This is a genomic window from Nonomuraea sp. NPDC049625, assembly GCF_040675285.1.
GTDB lineage: Bacteria > Actinomycetota > Actinomycetes > Streptosporangiales > Streptosporangiaceae > Nonomuraea > Nonomuraea angiospora_A.
In genome coordinates, this window is the sequence record NZ_JBFAOQ010000003.1 from 364,706 (window position 1) to 379,791 (window position 15,086).

General features: G+C 71.5%; 14 protein-coding genes. 2 read left to right on the forward strand and 12 right to left on the reverse strand.

Going from position 1 to position 15,086, the window contains the following annotated elements; genetic code table 11:
- Window positions 1-11: 11 nt before the first annotated feature.
- Genes AB0J87_RS15140 through AB0J87_RS15160 form a run of 5 tightly spaced genes read right to left on the reverse strand, consistent with a single transcriptional unit; the run spans window position 12 to window position 5,389 of the window.
- Window positions 12-1,178, reverse strand: a complete 1,167-nt coding sequence (locus AB0J87_RS15140) for a branched-chain amino acid ABC transporter permease (RefSeq protein ID WP_363965606.1) — start codon at window positions 1,176-1,178, stop codon at window positions 12-14.
- Window positions 1,175-2,062 (reverse strand): branched-chain amino acid ABC transporter permease, encoded by an 888-nt coding sequence (locus AB0J87_RS15145; protein WP_350722469.1) that lies wholly within the window; start codon window positions 2,060-2,062, stop codon window positions 1,175-1,177. The genes AB0J87_RS15140 and AB0J87_RS15145 overlap by 4 nt, the downstream gene beginning before the upstream one ends.
- Window positions 2,059-3,879: an AMP-binding protein gene (locus AB0J87_RS15150; protein ID WP_363965608.1), complete on the reverse strand. Its 1,821-nt coding sequence runs from the start codon at window positions 3,877-3,879 to the stop codon at window positions 2,059-2,061. Before AB0J87_RS15150 ends, AB0J87_RS15145 begins: the two co-directional genes overlap by 4 nt.
- On the reverse strand, window positions 3,876-4,640 hold the full coding sequence (locus AB0J87_RS15155) for an ABC transporter ATP-binding protein (protein ID WP_363965610.1): 765 nt from the start codon (window positions 4,638-4,640) through the stop codon (window positions 3,876-3,878). The genes AB0J87_RS15150 and AB0J87_RS15155 overlap by 4 nt, the downstream gene beginning before the upstream one ends.
- Window positions 4,628-5,389 carry an ABC transporter ATP-binding protein gene (locus AB0J87_RS15160; RefSeq protein ID WP_355194710.1) on the reverse strand — a complete coding sequence of 254 codons (762 nt, stop codon included), beginning with the start codon at window positions 5,387-5,389 and terminating at the stop codon, window positions 4,628-4,630. Before AB0J87_RS15160 ends, AB0J87_RS15155 begins: the two co-directional genes overlap by 13 nt.
- A gap of 125 nt (window positions 5,390-5,514) precedes the next feature.
- Between AB0J87_RS15160 and AB0J87_RS15165 the strand changes: the two genes are divergently transcribed.
- The gene (locus AB0J87_RS15165; protein WP_363965612.1) at window positions 5,515-5,772 is read left to right on the forward strand and encodes a UBP-type zinc finger domain-containing protein; all 258 of its coding nucleotides are present in this window, start codon (window positions 5,515-5,517) and stop codon (window positions 5,770-5,772) included.
- 19 nt (window positions 5,773-5,791) lie between these two features.
- On the opposite strand, the gene AB0J87_RS15170 is transcribed toward AB0J87_RS15165, so the two are convergent.
- Complete coding sequence (locus tag AB0J87_RS15170; protein ID WP_363965614.1) at window positions 5,792-7,366, reverse strand: Na+/H+ antiporter; 1,575 nt, start codon at window positions 7,364-7,366, stop codon at window positions 5,792-5,794.
- Between the two features lie 34 nt (window positions 7,367-7,400).
- Complete coding sequence (locus tag AB0J87_RS15175) at window positions 7,401-8,705, reverse strand: hypothetical protein (RefSeq protein ID WP_363965616.1); 1,305 nt, start codon at window positions 8,703-8,705, stop codon at window positions 7,401-7,403.
- Window positions 8,706-8,935: 230 nt separating this feature from the next.
- Here AB0J87_RS15175 and AB0J87_RS15180 point away from each other — a divergent pair, with 230 nt between their 5' ends.
- Window positions 8,936-10,936 (forward strand): ATP-dependent DNA helicase, encoded by a 2,001-nt coding sequence (locus AB0J87_RS15180; RefSeq protein ID WP_363965617.1) that lies wholly within the window; start codon window positions 8,936-8,938, stop codon window positions 10,934-10,936.
- A 190-nt stretch (window positions 10,937-11,126) separates the two neighbouring features.
- Here AB0J87_RS15180 and AB0J87_RS15185 read toward each other — a convergent pair whose 3' ends face one another.
- The 5 genes from AB0J87_RS15185 to aroC are packed head-to-tail and all read right to left on the reverse strand — an operon-like array spanning window position 11,127 to window position 15,052.
- On the reverse strand, window positions 11,127-11,879 hold the full coding sequence (locus AB0J87_RS15185; protein WP_363965619.1) for an SGNH/GDSL hydrolase family protein: 753 nt from the start codon (window positions 11,877-11,879) through the stop codon (window positions 11,127-11,129).
- Window positions 11,876-12,310: a type II 3-dehydroquinate dehydratase gene (gene aroQ, locus AB0J87_RS15190; RefSeq protein ID WP_185077687.1), complete on the reverse strand. Its 435-nt coding sequence runs from the start codon at window positions 12,308-12,310 to the stop codon at window positions 11,876-11,878. Before aroQ ends, AB0J87_RS15185 begins: the two co-directional genes overlap by 4 nt.
- Window positions 12,307-13,377 (reverse strand): 3-dehydroquinate synthase, encoded by a 1,071-nt coding sequence (gene aroB, locus AB0J87_RS15195; protein ID WP_363965621.1) that lies wholly within the window; start codon window positions 13,375-13,377, stop codon window positions 12,307-12,309. The genes aroQ and aroB overlap by 4 nt, the downstream gene beginning before the upstream one ends.
- Window positions 13,374-13,874, reverse strand: a complete 501-nt coding sequence (locus AB0J87_RS15200) for a shikimate kinase (RefSeq protein ID WP_350722490.1) — start codon at window positions 13,872-13,874, stop codon at window positions 13,374-13,376. The genes aroB and AB0J87_RS15200 overlap by 4 nt, the downstream gene beginning before the upstream one ends.
- A complete protein-coding gene (gene aroC, locus AB0J87_RS15205; protein WP_350722492.1) occupies window positions 13,871-15,052 on the reverse strand; it encodes a chorismate synthase in 1,182 nt (393 codons plus the stop codon). The genes AB0J87_RS15200 and aroC overlap by 4 nt, the downstream gene beginning before the upstream one ends.
- Between the last annotated feature and the right edge of the window lie 34 nt (window positions 15,053-15,086).

Sequence of the window (15,086 nt, forward strand, 5' to 3'; positions counted from 1 at the left end):
AAAATCACCTTCTAGTAGGAGAAAGGCCATGACTTCCAGTAGTTGCGGACCCGAATCCACAGGCCGAACAGGCCCCGTGGCTCGAAGATCAGGAACACCACGATGAGCAGCCCGTACAGCACGGTCTCGACCTGGAACACGTTCGGCGTCAGCGTGGTGTCCGCGCTCACGAACGGCACCAGCGCCGGCAGCGCCCTGGTCAGCGGCTGCAGCAGCGAGATGAACAGCGCCCCCGCGATCGACCCCGACACGGTGGCCACGCCGCCGATCAGCACCATCGCGATGAACTGCACCGACAGCAGCAGGCTGAACGACCCGGGCTCGACGTAGCCGGAGATCGTGTAGAGCAGGCCCCCGGCGCAGCCCGCGTAGAACGACGAGATGCCGAAGGCCAGGACCTTATAGCGGGTGAGCGGCACCCCGATGACCTCGGCCGCGATGTCCCGGTCGCGGATGGCGGCGAAGGCGCGGCCGACGCGCGAGCGGGCCAGGTTGCGGGCCGCCAGGGCCAAGACGACGAGCAGCGCCAGCATGAGCACGTACAGCGACTGCTCCCTGGTGCCGAGCGGCCCGTCCTGGTCGAGGCGCACGCCGAAGAGCTGCGGGACCGCCGCCTCGCGCCCGACCCCGGGCCCGCCGGTGAGGTCCTGCCACTCCTTGAAGACGTGCTCGCCGAGGAACACCAGCCCGAGCGTGACGACGGCCAGGTAGAGGCCGCGCAGGCGGGTGGCCAGGGGCGCGACCAGCACTCCGGCCACGGCGGCGACGAGTCCTGCCGCGGGCAGCCAGATCCAGATCTCCGCGAGGCCGAAGCCGATGCGCTCGCCGTCCACGGGCCCGGACACGGCGGCGGCGGTGTAGGCGCCGATGGCGACGAAGAACGCGTGGCCGAGCGAGACCTGCCCCGCGTAGCCGGTGACGATGTTGAGGCCGATGGCGCCGATGGCCAGCGCGTACGCGCCCGCCAGCACCTCCAGCGACCGGTCCTGCAGCAGCACCGCCAGCCCGAACGCCAGCAGCACCAGCAGCCCCGTCCACACCCGCTTCGCCGGGGTGTCGAGCAGCGCCATGTCCTGGGCGTAGGAGGTGTAGAGCAGCGGCCGCCCGCGCACCCGGCGAGACCGTCCGGTCGGTATGTCAGGAACGGCGGAGCGCGCCGCGGATCGCGTGCCGGTCATACCCGCTCGACCTCCCGGGTCCCGAACAGGCCATAGGGCCTGACCAGCAGGACGATCAACATCACCACGTACGGCGACACGACCGCGAAGTTCTGCCCCAGCCAGGGCGCGAACTCCCCCTGGTACGACTGGAACAGCGACTCCACGACCCCGACCACCAGCCCGCCCACGACCGCGCCGCCGAGCGAGTCGAGCCCGCCCACGATGATCGCCGGCAGCGCCTTCAACGCGACCACCCAGGTGAGCTGCTCGATCCCCTGCCCGGTCCCGACGAACATCCCGGCCACGGCCGCCAGGAACCCGGCCAGCGCCCACGACAGCGCGAACACGGCCCCCACCGAGACCCCCTGCGCCAGGGCGGTCTCCTGGTCGAACGCCGCCGCCCGCATCGCCAGCCCGTACCTCGTGTAACGGAAGAACGCGAACAGCAGCGCCACCAGCACCGCCGTGACCAGCAGCATGGCCAGCCAGCGCCGCTGCACGACCAGCGACCCAAGGGACACCTGCGTGAACCCCCACGGGTCCCCGACCTGCCGCACGTCCCGGCCGATGAAGCCGTTCACCACCACCCGCACCACCACGTCGATGCCAAGCGTGATGATCGCCACGACGAACACCGGCCGCCCCACCATGGGCCTGATCGCGACCCGCTCGATCCCGAGCGCCACCAGGGCGATGAGCAGCGCCGACAGCAGGACCGCGGCGTAGAAGCCGGTCACCTCGGCCAGGTAGCTCACCGCGACGGCCCCGGCCAGCATCAGCGCGGGCTGCGCGAAGCTGATCACCCGCGTGGCCTTGTAGATGATCACGAACCCGAGCGCGAGCAGCGCGTACACCGAGCCGTTCCCCAGGCCCCTGATCACGGTCTCGAGCAGCCCCTTCACCGGGCGTACATCCCTTCCACCAGGTCCTCGAAGAGCTTGGCGACGGCGGCGCGCTTGACCTTCTGGGTGGCGGTCAGCTCCCCGTCCTCGTGGTCGAGCTCCTTGGGCAGGAACGTGAACCGCCGCACCTGCTCGACCCGGGCGAAGCGGGTGTTCACCTCGTCCACGATCCCCCGGACCAGCTCCCGCGTCTCCGGCTTCTCCGACAGATCCCGATAGGTCGTGTACGGCAGCCCGCGCCGCCGCGCCCACTCCCCCACCGTGTCCGGCTCGATCCCGATGAGCGCCACCAGGTACGGCCGCCGGTCCCCGATCACGATGGCTTCCTTCAGGTACGGCGACGCCTTCAGCGCGTTCTCGATCTCGCTGGGCGCGACGTTCTTGCCGCCGGCCGTGATGATGATGTCCTTCATCCTGTCGGTGAGCCGCACGTGCGTGCCCTCGACGAACTCGCCCACGTCCCCGGTGTGCAGCCACCCGTCCTCGTCCAGCACGTCGGCCGTGGCCCGCGGGTTGCGCCAGTAGCCGGCGAAGTTCCCCGGATGCCGGGTCATGATCTCGCCGGTGGCCTCGTCGATCCTCAGCTCGACGCCGGGGTGCGGCTCGCCGACCGTGCCCAGGCGCACCCTGCCGGGCCGGTTGGCGGTGGCGATGGCGGTGTTCTCGCTCATCCCGTACACCTCGTGCATGGGGATGCCGATCCCCATGTAGAACTTGAGCACGCCGGGCGCGATCGGCGCGGCCCCCGAGGCCGCGTACCTGACCCGCCGCATCCCGAGCCGCTCGCGCAGCGAGCGGTAGCAGAACACCCAGCCCACCCCGTAGGCCAGCCGCGTCCCGAACGTGTGCCGGCCGCCCGTGCGCACCAGCGCGTCGCCGATCCGGTCGGCCACCCGCAGCCAGAACCGGGTCACCGCCCGCTTGACCGGCGAGGCCGACTCCAGCCGGATGTCGACCTGGGCCAGGACCTTCTCCCAGATCCGCGGCACCCCGAACAGGATCGTCGGCTGCACCTCGCGCAGGTTGGCCTGCACGGTGTCGACGGACTCGGCGAAGTTCACCTGCACGCCGGCGGCCGAGTTGAACCACACGGTGAACGCCCGCTCGGCCACGTGGCACAGCGGCAGGTAGGACAGCGCCAGGTCGCGTTCGGAGGGCGGCGGGGAGGTGAAGCCGCCGCCCAGGACGAGCGTGCTGATCGCGAACTCCACGTTCCCGATCGTGAGCATGACGCCCTTGGGCGGGCCCGTGGTGCCCGAGGTGTAGATGAGCGCCATCACGTCGCCGGGCTCGGCCTCGGCCATGCGGCGCTCCACGGCGTCAGGGTGCCCGGCGCGGTGCTCGGCTCCGAGGGCGAGCAGTTCGGGCCAGGACATCAGGACGTCGTCGTCGTAGCGGCCGCGGATGCCGCGCGGCTCCAGGTAGACGATGCGCCGCAGCTCGGGGCACTCGTCGAGGACCTTGAGCGCCTTGTCCACCTGCTCCTGGTCCTCGGCGATGAGGATCTTCGCACCGGAGTCCGCGAGGAGGTAGGCGACCTCGGCGGGCGGGTTCGTGGGGTAGAGGCCGACGGTGACGCCCCGGACGGCGACCGTGCCGAGATCGCCGTAGAGCCATTCGGGGCGGTTCTCGGAGTGGACGGCGACGCGGTCCCCGGGCTCGACGCCGAGGGCGAGCAGGGCGTGGGCGACGAGCTCCACCTGGGTCCAGTACGCGGCCCAGGTGACCTCCCGCCAGATGCCCAGGTCCTTGTGCCGCATGGCGACCGCGCCGGGGGTGCCGCGGGCACGGTCCCGCACCCTGGTGACGATGCTCATGCCGCTCCTCCCAGGTACGCCTCGATGACCTTGGGGTCCTGCTGGACCTCGGCCGGGGTGCCGAGCGCGACCGGGCGGCCGAAGTCGAGCACGAGCACCCGGTCGGCCAGGTCCATCACCAGACCCATGTCGTGGTCCACGAGGACGACCGGAATGCCCAGCTCATCCCGGATGTCGAGCACGAACCTGGCCATGTCCTCGGTCTCCTCCAGGTTCATGCCGGCCACCGGCTCGTCCAGCAGGAGCAGCCGGGGCTCCATGGCCAGCGCCCGGCCCAGCTCGACCCGCTTCTGGATCCCGTACGGCAGCAGCCGCACGGGATGGCGCCGCCAGGCCTCGAGTTCGAGGAAGTCGATGATGTCCTCGACCTGGGCGCGGGCGGCCAGCTCCGCGCGCCTGGCCCGCCCGTACCAGAACAGCGCGGCCAGGGCTCCGTAGCGGAAGTGGTGGTGGCGGCCGAGCATGAGGTTGTCCAGGACGGTCAGGTTGTGGAACAGCTCGACGTTCTGGAACGTCCTGGCCAGGCCCATGGCGGCGATCTCGTGCGGCCGTTTCGGCAGCAGGTCCTCGCCCAGGAACGTGACCCGGCCGCGCTGGGGCCGGTAGACCCCCGAGAGCACGTTGAAGATCGAGGTCTTGCCCGCGCCGTTCGGCCCGATGATCGCCAGCAGCTCGGCCTGCCGGACCTCGAACGAGACACCGTCGACGGCCTTGACGCCGGCGAAGCTCAGGTGCACGTCCTCGAACGTCAGGAGAGCCATCGTTTCCTCCGCTTGTAGTGCTTGACCTCGCGGAAGGACCTGACGGCCCCCAGGTAGAACTCCTTGATGTCCTCGTCGGCGAGCAGTTCGCCGGACGGCTTGTCCATCACGACCTTGCCGGTCTCCATGACGTAGCCGTGGGAGGCGATGGACAGGGCCATCGTGGCGTTCTGCTCGACCAGCAGGACCGTGGTGCCCTGGCGGTTGATCTCGACGATGAGGTCGCGCACCTGGGCGACCAGCGACGGCGCCAGGCCCAGGCTGGGCTCGTCCAGCAGCAGGTACTTCGGCCCGGCCATGAGGGCGCGGCCGACGGCCAGCATCTGCTGCTCGCCGCCCGACAGGTAGCCGGACACGCTCCTGCGCCGCTCCCGCAGCAGCGGGAACAGGCCGTAGACGCGGTCCAGGTGGGACTCGGCCGCCGTGTGGCCGCCGACCTTGAGGTTCTCCTCGACGGTCAGCTCGGCGAGGATGCGGCGGCCCTCCATCACCTGGCTCACCCCGCGCCGCACGATCTGGGCGGGTCTGAGATGGTGGATGGGCTCGCCCTCCAGCGTCACGCTGCCCTTGGTGATCTCGCCGTCGTGCACGTCGAGCAGCCCGGACACGGCACGGAGCAAGGTCGTCTTGCCCGCGCCGTTCGCGCCGAGCAGCGCCACGATCGCCCCAGGCGGCACGCTGAGGCTCACGCCGCGCAGCACGAGCATCACGTCGTCGTAGACGACTTCGAGGTTGCGGACCTCCAGCACACCCGACTCCTCGGGATGGTGTGGCGTATGTCACTCCCTGATGAGCACAATGTCCACGCTTGCCCGGCGGCCGACAAGAGGGGTGGGCGAAATTTGATCGTGCTGCTGGTCCTAGGATTTCTTCTATGGCAATTTGCGAGCATCTTTCCCAGGCGGACGATCCGGCCCCGAAGACGCCGGAGGGCTGCGAGGAGTGCCTCGCCGTCGGGGGCCGCTGGGTGCACCTGCGGCGCTGTCTGGAGTGCGGTCACATCGGGTGCTGCGACTCCTCACCGGCCAAGCACGCCACCCAGCACTACCACGAGACGGCCCACCCGGTGATCCAGTCCTACGAACGCGGCGAGGACTGGCGCTGGTGCTTCGTCGACAGCGCGATGGGCTGAGCGGCGCGGCTCTTCCCGGCTAGCGCTCCAGGATCGCCTCCTCGAAGTCGAGCTGCGCCATCACGTCGCGCATCACCTCGTCGTCGAGGCGGCGTTCGTCGCGCAGCCGGACGAAGACCTGCCGCTCTGCCTGGAGCATGTCACGGCGCAGGCGGCGGTAGAGGGCGCTGGGGGTCTCAGCGCCACCCTGCCCCGTGCCGCCGCCCAGCCGCTCCCAGGCGCTCAGCGATCGGCGCCAGGACTTCTCCCTGAGCTGGTCGATGACCTGCTTCTGGATCTCGTCGGGCTCGCCCTGCTCGGCGATGAGCCGCGTGAGCTCCTCGAGGCCGGCCTCCAGCGCGGCCTGCTGGGCCGCCGCCTCGGCCAGGCGGTCTTCGTACTGCTCCTGCTCGCTCGACACGCGCAGCCGCCTGATCAGCGCGGGGAACGTGGTGCCCTGGATGAGCAGCGTGCCGATCACGGTCGTGAACGTCAGGAACAGCAGCATCGCGCGGTCCCGCGCGGGGATGTCCGGCGGGAGGGCGAAGGCCGCCGCCAGCGACACCACGCCGCGCATGCCGGCCCAGCCGAGGATCACCGTCTGCGGGCCGGTGGGCACGTTGCTCCTGCGCAGGAGCTTCATCAGGCGCGTCACCACGAACAGCCACACGAACCTGCTGACGATCGTCACCGCCAGCACGGCGGCGGCGTAGCCCGCGACCGCCCACGGGTCGTAGCCGGAGATGCCCTGGATGACGGTCGTGAGCTGCAGCCCGATCAGGGCGAACACCACCGCCTCCAGGAAGAAGTCGGTGACCTTCCACACGGCGTCGGACACCAGCCGGGTGCCGAACCCCTGCAGGTGCATGCGGTTGCCCAGATAGAGGCCGACGATCACGACCGCGATCACGCCCGAGGCATGCACGCTCTCCGCCGCGAGGTAGGTGGCGAACGGGATCAGCAGCATCAGCGTGTTCTCGACCAGGGAGTCGCGCGTGTGCCTGAACAACCAGGCCATCGCGAACGCCACCACCAGCCCGATCGCCACGCCGCCCGCCGCGGCGAGCGCGAAGTCGCCGAGGCCGTGCCACATGTCGAAGGTGCCGCCCAGCGCGGCCCCGACGGCGACCCGGTAGAGCGTGAGCGCCGTGGCGTCGTTGAACAGGCTCTCGCCGACCAGGATCGTCAGCGCCCTGCGCGGCAGGCCCAGCCGGCGGCCGACCGCGACGGCGGCCACGGCGTCGGGCGGCGCGATGATCGCGCCCAGCGCGAACGCCAGCGCGAGCGGGAGCTGCGGCAGCAGCAGGTGGACGACCAGCCCGACGGCGGCGGTGGTGAACAGCACGAGCCCGATCGACAGCAGGGCCACGGCCCGCTTGACGTCACGCAGGCGCAGGTAGGAGCTGTCGAACGCGGCGGAGTAGAGGAGCGGCGGCAGGAACACGTACAGCACGAGCTCGGGCTGCAGCGGCACTGCCGGCACCAGCGGCGACACCAGCAGGCCGGCGGCCACCAGCAGGAGGGGGGCGGGCCAGCCCTTGCGCCGGGCGACGGCCGCGACGCCGATGGCGCCGCCCGCCACCAGCAGCAGTTGCAGGCCCATGGTCGGGTTCACGGGAGGAGCGTACCTGGCCCCCGGACCCGGCGTGTCACCACTCCCTGCGGTCGCTCCGCTCGTGGTAGTCCGGCTGCTCGCCGGGCCGCAGGCGTTCGCCGGTGGAGAACATGGGGTCCACGACGTACGGGCGGGACAGCGCGTCGGGCTGCTGGTGCTCCTGGCGGCCCATGGACATCAGCGGGTCCACCGGGTTCGGCGCGGGACTCTGCTGGTAGGCGGCGTAGTCGTCGCGGACGGGCTGCGGGGCGGGACGGCGCCGGCCCGCGCCCGGGATGCCGTGCATGGGGGTCCCCAGGCCCGCGGCGGCCGGGGCCTGAGGCGGTGGCGGCGGTTGCTGCTGCTGGTAGGCGTAAGGATCGGCCGGGTAGGGGTCGTTCTGGTACGGGTCGTTCTGATAAAGGTCGGGCCGGTGCTGGGGCTGCTGAGGAGGGGCCGGCTGGTGCTGGGGCGGCTGGTGGGGCGCGGCCGCCTGGGAGGGAAAGCCGAGCGGGTCGGTGCTCAGCGGCGCCGGGCGGCGCTGGTCGCCGGGCATCTGGTAGACGGGCTCGTTGTCGATGTACTGGGGACCCATGAAGGGGTCGGCCTGGGCGGCGGGGCCGCCGTACTGCTGCGGCTCGGCGGCGTACTGCGGGCCGCTGTAGGCGTCACCGGTGTACTGCGGACCGCTGAGCGGGTCGCCGCTGTACTGCGGGCCGCTGAGGGGATCGCCGGTGTACTGGGGCCCGCTGAAGGGGTCGCCGGCGTACTGCGGGCTGCTGAGCGGGTCGCCGGTGTAGCGCTGCTGCGGGGCCGTCGTCTCCACGTACTGGGGGCCGGTGAAGGGGGCCCGCTCGCCGTAGGCGTCCCTCGGAGCCTCGCCGTAGGCGTCCCTGGGCGCCTCCCCGTATGCGGGGGGCATGGTGTCCCTGGGGGCCGTGGTCTCGCCGTACGAGGCGACCAGCTTGTCCTGGCGGGCCGGAGGGGCGCCCCTGGCCACGAGGACGTCGTTGGGCGACAGGGCGGCCGTGGGCCGCTCTTCGGGTTGGTGCTGCGGCGGCTGCTGGACGGGTGGGGTCGGCCGCTGGTACTGCCCGGTGCCGGGCATGACCTCGGTGCCCGGGTCGTGCGCGGGCACGGCGGGCTGCTCGCCCGTGGCCTCGGCGAAACCCTCGTCGAGAGTGTCGAGCAGGCGCCCGACGTCCTCCATCGGCATGCGGAAGCTCGCGGTGCACATCTCGCCGCGCCAGAGGCTCAGGACCAGCGTGCCCTCATGCCACGTGACGCGGAGACACCGCTCCTGACCTCGCGCATCGAAGAACACTTCGCCGAACGACGGCAACGGGACAACTTCCGACATGGCAGACATACTGCTTTAACCAGCCTTTTCCCGTCCACTCAACCCCGGAAAACCCTCTTGAACCGGCCTTCCCATCTACACCGGGAACCCCTTTGATCACTCTGTGTGAAGGTCTTCTCTGACCCGCCGGAGTCCCGACCGCCCAGTGTGCCACGGGCGTCGCCGCGAGGGTCCGGGAACGCCGGGATGCATCTGGCCGATCACACCGCGTTCGGCACGGCGACCCTGGAATGCGGGTAGCGTTTACTGCCGTGCCGGACTCCCATCTCCCGTCTGCGGACGAACTTCTCATGGTCGCGGTAAACGCTCTCGGAGGGAGCGAACGGCAGGGCCAGCTGACCATGGTCCAGGCCGTGCAACAGGCCATCGACGGTGAGGAACACCTGGCGGTCCAGGCCGGCACGGGCACCGGGAAGTCGCTGGCGTACCTGGTGCCGTCGATCCGCCACGCGATGGACAGCGACTCGCCCGTCGTGGTCTCCACGGCCACGATCGCGCTGCAGCGCCAGCTCGTCGACCGCGACCTGCCCCGGCTGGCCGAGACGCTCGGCAAGGAGCTGCCGCACGAGCCGACGTTCGCGATCCTGAAGGGCCGCCGCAACTACCTGTGCCGCTACAAGGCGACGGCGGGCTGGCCCGAGGAGGACGAGCAGGACCAGCTCTTCGACCCCCGCGAGGTGAGCGCGACCGGCCGCATGGTGCAGCGCATCCAGGAGTGGGCCGACGAGACCGAGACCGGCGACCGCGACGAGCTCGTGCCCGGGGTGAGCGAGCAGGCGTGGCGGCAGTTCTCCGTGAGCGCGCAGGAGTGCCTCGGTGCCAGCCGTTGCCCGAGCGGGGCCGAGTGCTTCGCCGAGATGGCCAGGGCGCGGGCGGGCGAGGTGGACGTCGTGGTGACCAACCACGCGCTGCTGGCCATCGACGCCATGGGCGACCTGCCGGTGCTGCCCGAGCACGAGGTCGTGGTCGTGGACGAGGCCCACGAGCTGGTCGACCGGGTGACCTCGGTGGTGACCGGCGAGCTGTCGGAGCTGACCGTGGCGCTGGCGGTGCGCCGGGTGGGCAGGCTGATCGAGCAGGCGATCGCCGACCAGCTCATGGAGGCGGGCGAGGACCTCAAGGCGCTGCTGGCGGCCGCGCCGCCCGGGCGCATCGACGAACTGCCGCAGGTGCTCGGCCTGACGCTGGCGCTGGTGCGCGACTCGGCCGCGCGATGCGTCACGGCCATGGGGCCGCGCGGCGCCGACAAGGACGACCCCGACAAGGCGGGGCAGCGCAAGGCCGCGTTCTCGGTGCTGGACGAGGTGCACGACACGGCGGTGCGCATGCTGGAGGCGTACGGTCACGCCTCGGAGTCCGACCGCGCCGAGGTGGTCTGGCTCGACGGGGGCACCGACCGGCGCCCGCCCACGCTGCGGGTCGCGCCACTGACGGTGAGCGGCATGCTGCGCGACAAGCTGTTCGGCGAGCGCACGGTGATCCTCACCTCCGCCACCCTGGCCCTGGGCGGCACGTTCGACGCGCTGGCCGCGCAGTGGGGGCTCGGCGACGGCAAGGGCTGGCAGGGCATCGACGTCGGCTCGCCGTTCGACCACCCCCGCGCGGGCATCCTGTACGTCGCCAAACACCTCCCCCAGCCCGGCCGCGACGGGCTGCCGCAGCAGTACCTGGACGAGATCGTCGAGCTGATCGAGGCGGCCGGGGGGCGCACGCTGGGCCTGTTCTCCTCGATGCGCGCCGCCAAGGCCGCCACGGAGGCGCTGCGCGAGCGGCTGGACGTGCCGCTGCTGTGCCAGGGGGACGACTCGACGATGCTGCTGGTCAAGCAGTTCGCCGAGGACGAGCCCACCTGCCTGTTCGGCACGCTGTCGCTGTGGCAGGGCGTGGACGTGCCGGGGCCCTCGCTGCGGCTGGTCATCATCGACCGGGTGCCGTTCCCGCGCCCGGACGACCCGCTGACGTCGGCCCGGCAGCGCCACGTGGCGGCCAGGGGCGGCAACGGCTTCATGGCGGTCGCGGCCAACCACGCCGCCCTCCTCCTCGCCCAGGGCGCCGGCCGCCTCCTGCGCGCCCAGGACGACAAGGGCGTCATCGCCGTCCTGGACCCCCGGCTGGCCACGGCCCGCTACAGCGGCTTCCTCCTGGGCTCCCTCCCCCCGTTCTGGCGCACCACCGACCCGGCCATCCCCCGCGCGGCCCTCAAGCGCCTCGCGTCCGAATCCCCCACCTGACCGCCCCGCCCACCTGAACGCGGGCGGCGGGAAGGGGGGAAGCCCGGAGCCGGTCCGGCTTTTCGGCACCCAGCCGGTCAAGCATGCGCACCGTAACGGCGCTCAGCCGGTGAAGGGTCAGCGGCCGTTCCCTGGAAGGCCACCAGCCGAAGTACGGCGGGTGGCCTGGCCGTGCGCAGCCGTAAAAGAACTAAAAAGCAGTAAGGTCAGGACGCTTGGGAGAAACCCCGTCGCCGGAGGAGACGCCGCGGAGGCGGCGGGACATCCAGGGGACGAGGTGCTCGCGGATCCATTGGGCGTCCTCGCGCCGCCGCGCCCGGGGGTCGACCGTGCGGGACGGCCAGTCCTTGCGCCAGTCCTCGAACGGCACCCCCAGCACGTCCAGCACCCGCGCCGCCACCAGCCGGTGACCGTCCTCGTTCATGTGCAGCCGGTCCGCGCTCCACGCCCGCCAGTCGCGCAGCCCCTGCATCGACCACTGGTCCACCAGCCGGCACCCGTAGAGGTCGGCGATGGAGCGCACGTGCAAGTAGAAGACCGCGAAGCGGCCGCGCAGCCGCCGCATCAGCGGCGTGTCGCGCGGGTCCACCCCCGTGAACAGCAGCACGTCCGAGCCCCCGGCCCGCAGGTCGCGCACGGCGCGGGCGAGCTTCTTGGCCATCACGTCGGGGTCGCTGCCCGGCCTGAGCAGGTCGTTGCCCCCGGCGCAGAGGCTGACCAGGTCGGGGGCCATCTCGACGGCCACCGGCACCTGCTCGGCGACGATCTGGTCGAGCAGCTTCCCGCGCACGGCCAGGTTGGCGTAGCGGAAGCCGGGTTCGTCGGCGGCGAGCCGTTCGGCCACCCGGTCGGCCCAGCCACGGTAGTGACCGTTATGACCGGGGTCGTTCAGTCCTTCCGTGAAGCTGTCGCCGAGGGCGACGAAGGACTTGTAGTGCCTCATGAGGTGGTGTTCATCTCCGCGATAGCGTGCAGCGCAAGGACGTATGACTGTAGTCCGAAGCCCGCGATGGTGCCCGTCGCCACCCCGGCCACGACGGAGTTGTGGCGAAACTCTTCCCTGGCGGCCGGGTTGGAGATGTGAACCTCGACAAGCGGTGCCGTGCGCATGGCGATCGCGTCGCGCAGGGCGTAGGAGTAGTGGGTGAAGGCGGCCGGGTTGAGCACGACCGGGATGCGGCCGTCGGCGGCCTCGTGGATCCAGCCGATCAGCTCGGCCTCGTCGTTGGTCTGGCGCACCTCGACGTGCTCGCCGAGCTTCCTGCCGGTGTCGCGGCAGAGCGTGGCGAGGTCCTCGAACGTCTCGGCGCCGTAGATGTCGGGCTCGCGGGTGCCGAGCCTGCCCAGGTTGGGCCCGTTGAGCACGAGGATCATGCGGAGATCTCCTTGTAGGCGGCTTCGAGCAGCTCTTCCGAGGGGCCTTCGAGCCGGCCCGGCTCGGCCAGGCCGTCGAGCACGACGAACCGCTGCTTGGCGCCGCGGTTCTTCTTGTCCAGCCGCATGTGGTCGCGCAGGGACTTCCAGGCGTCGGCGCGGTAGGCGGTGGGCAGGCCGACGCTCGTGAGGATGGATCTGGTGCGTTGGACCAGGTCGGCGCGGCCGGCGAGCTTCGACAGCTCGGCGGCGTAGACCATGCCGATGGCGACGGCCTCGCCGTGGCGGATGGCGTAGTGCTCCTCGCGTTCGATGGCGTGGGCGAGGGTGTGGCCGTAGTTGAGGATCTCGCGCAGGCCCGCCTCGCGCAGGTCGGCGCCCACGACGTCGGCCTTGACCTGGATCTTGCGCTCGATCAGCTCGCGGGTGTGGGGGCCGTCGGGTCGCGTGGCGGCCTCCGGGTCGGCCTCGACGAGCCTGAGGATCTCCGGGTCGGCGATGAACCCGCCCTTGATGATCTCGGCCAGGCCGGCCACGTAGTCGCGCCTCGGCATGCTCGCCAGCGTGGACAGCTCGCACAGCACCCCGGCGGGCGGCAGGAACGTGCCCACGAGGTTCTTGCCCTCGGGCGTGTCGATGCCGTTCTTGCCGCCGACGGCCGCGTCGACCATGGCGAGCAGCGTCGTGGGCACGAGCACGACCTGTACGCCGCGCAGCCACGTGCCCGCCACGAACCCCGCCAGGTCGGTCGTGGCGCCCCCGCCCACGCCCACCACGGCGTCGGAGCGGGTCACGCCGCTGCGGCCGAGCGCCGACCAGAGCCCGGCGGCCACCTCGACGGTCTTGGCCGCCTCGCCGTCGGGCACGGGCAGCTCGACGACCTCGTAGCCGGCCTCGCGCAGCACCTCGCCGACCGGGCCGGAGATCTCCGGCAGGGTCTCCGGGTGGATGACGGCGACCGTGCGCACGCCGGGCTTGAGCAGCGTGGTCAGCTCGGCCAGCACCCCGGTGCCGACCACCACGTCGTACGGGCTGTCACCGCGTACGTGGATCCTCGTGGCACTCATGCGGGCAGCCCCTTGATGATCTCGTCGGCGAGCTCCTCCGGCTCCCGCTTGTCCGTGACCACGGTCGCCACCGCCAGGCGCTCGTAGACCGGCCGCCGCTCCTCCATCAGCTTCTTCAGCTGGCTGCGCGGGTTGAGCACGAGCAGCGGCCGGGCCGAGGCGAGCCCCACCCGCTGGACCGCGTCCGCCAGCCCCACCTGCAGGTAGACGACGTGGTGGCCCGCGAGCAGCGCCTGCGTCTCCTCGTTGAGCACGGCGCCGCCGCCGAGCGACAGGATCCCGTCGTGCTCGGCCAGAGCGCGGCGCACGGCCTCGTGCTCCAGCTCGCGGAAGCGGGCCTCGCCGTCCTCGACGAAGATGTCGGAGACGGGCTTGCCGGCGACGGCCTCCACGTCGGCGTCGGTGTCGCGGAACCCGACGCCGAGCCGCTCGGCGAGCAACTGCCCGAGCGTCGTCTTACCGGACCCGGGGGGACCGATCAATACAACCCTGCTCATTTGATCACCATCGAAGACAGGTAGCCGGACAGGTTGCGGGCGACCTCCTCGACGGAGTCGCCACCGAACTTCTCGAGGGCCGCGTCGGCCAGCACCAGCGCGACCATGGCCTCGGCCACGATGCCGGCGGCCGGCACGGCGCACACGTCGGAGCGCTCGTGGTGGGCCTTGGCCGCCTCGCCGGTCTTGACGTCGATCGTGGCCAGCGCCCTGGGGACGGTGGAGATCGGCTTCATGGCGGCGCTGACGCGCAGGATCTCGCCGTTCGTCATGCCGCCCTCGACGCCGCCCGCGCGGTTGGTGATGCGGCGCACGCCGTCTTCCGCGGTGTATTCGATCTCGTCGTGGGCCTGGGAGCCGGGCCTGCGCGCGGTCTCGAAGCCGTCGCCGACCGCCACACCCTTGATCGCCTGGATGCCCATGAGCGCGCCGGCGAGCCTGGAGTCGAGCCTGCGGTCCCAGTGGGTGTAGCTGCCCAGGCCGGGCGGCAGGCCGTACGCGAGGACCTCGACGACGCCGCCGAGCGTGTCGCCGTCCTTGTGGGCCTTGTCGATCACGGCGATCATGGCCGCGCTGCCCTCGGCGTCGGAGCAGCGCACCGGGTCCTCGTCGATCCTGGCCAGCTCGCCGGGGCCGGGCAGGGTTTCCGCCGGGCTCTTCGCGCCGCCGATCTCGGTGACGTGGCTGACGATGTCGACGCCCAGCGCCTGCTTGAGGAAGCGCCTGGCGACCTCGCCGAGCGCGACGCGGGCGGCCGTCTCGCGGGCGCTGGCCCGGTCGAGCACCTGCCTGGCGTCGTCGAACCCGTACTTCTGCATGCCCGCCAGGTCGGCGTGGCCGGGGCGCGGCCGGGACCGGGGCGCGTTGCGCGCGAGGCCCTCCAGCTCGGCCGGGTCGACCGGGTCGGCCGCCATGACCTTCTCCCACTTGGGCCACTCGGTGTTTCCGATCCGGATCGCGACCGGGCTGCCCATCGTGCGGCCGTGGCGGACGCCGCCCACGATCGTCACCTGGTCCTGCTCGAACTTCATCCGGGCACCCCGGCCATAACCGAGCCTGCGGCGGCGCAGGGCCTCGTCGATGGCGGCCGTGGTCACCTCCACCCCGGCCGGCAGGCCTTCGAGGATGGCGACGAGTTCGGGGCCGTGGGACTCTCCGGCGGTCAACCAGCGCAACATGCGTACAAGTCTTCCATGTGCTGCCTAGTGAGAT

Bases quoted from the DNA above. Each gene is read 5' to 3' on its own strand.
- AB0J87_RS15140 (WP_363965606.1), bottom strand. From the start codon at position 1,178: ATGACCGGCACGCGATCCGCGGCGCGCTCCGCCGTTCCTGACATACCG.
- AB0J87_RS15175 (WP_363965616.1), bottom strand. From the start codon at position 8,705: ATGTCGGAAGTTGTCCCGTTGCCGTCGTTCGGCGAAGTGTTCTTCGAT.
- AB0J87_RS15180 (WP_363965617.1), top strand. From the start codon at position 8,936: ATGCGGGTAGCGTTTACTGCCGTGCCGGACTCCCATCTCCCGTCTGCG.
- aroC (WP_350722492.1), bottom strand. From the start codon at position 15,052: ATGTTGCGCTGGTTGACCGCCGGAGAGTCCCACGGCCCCGAACTCGTC.
- AB0J87_RS15155 (WP_363965610.1), bottom strand. From the start codon at position 4,640: ATGGCTCTCCTGACGTTCGAGGACGTGCACCTGAGCTTCGCCGGCGTC.
- AB0J87_RS15200 (WP_350722490.1), bottom strand. From the start codon at position 13,874: ATGAGCAGGGTTGTATTGATCGGTCCCCCCGGGTCCGGTAAGACGACG.
- aroB (WP_363965621.1), bottom strand. From the start codon at position 13,377: ATGAGTGCCACGAGGATCCACGTACGCGGTGACAGCCCGTACGACGTG.
- aroQ (WP_185077687.1), bottom strand. From the start codon at position 12,310: ATGATCCTCGTGCTCAACGGGCCCAACCTGGGCAGGCTCGGCACCCGC.
- AB0J87_RS15150 (WP_363965608.1), bottom strand. From the start codon at position 3,879: ATGAGCATCGTCACCAGGGTGCGGGACCGTGCCCGCGGCACCCCCGGC.
- AB0J87_RS15185 (WP_363965619.1), bottom strand. From the start codon at position 11,879: ATGAGGCACTACAAGTCCTTCGTCGCCCTCGGCGACAGCTTCACGGAA.
- AB0J87_RS15165 (WP_363965612.1), top strand. From the start codon at position 5,515: ATGGCAATTTGCGAGCATCTTTCCCAGGCGGACGATCCGGCCCCGAAG.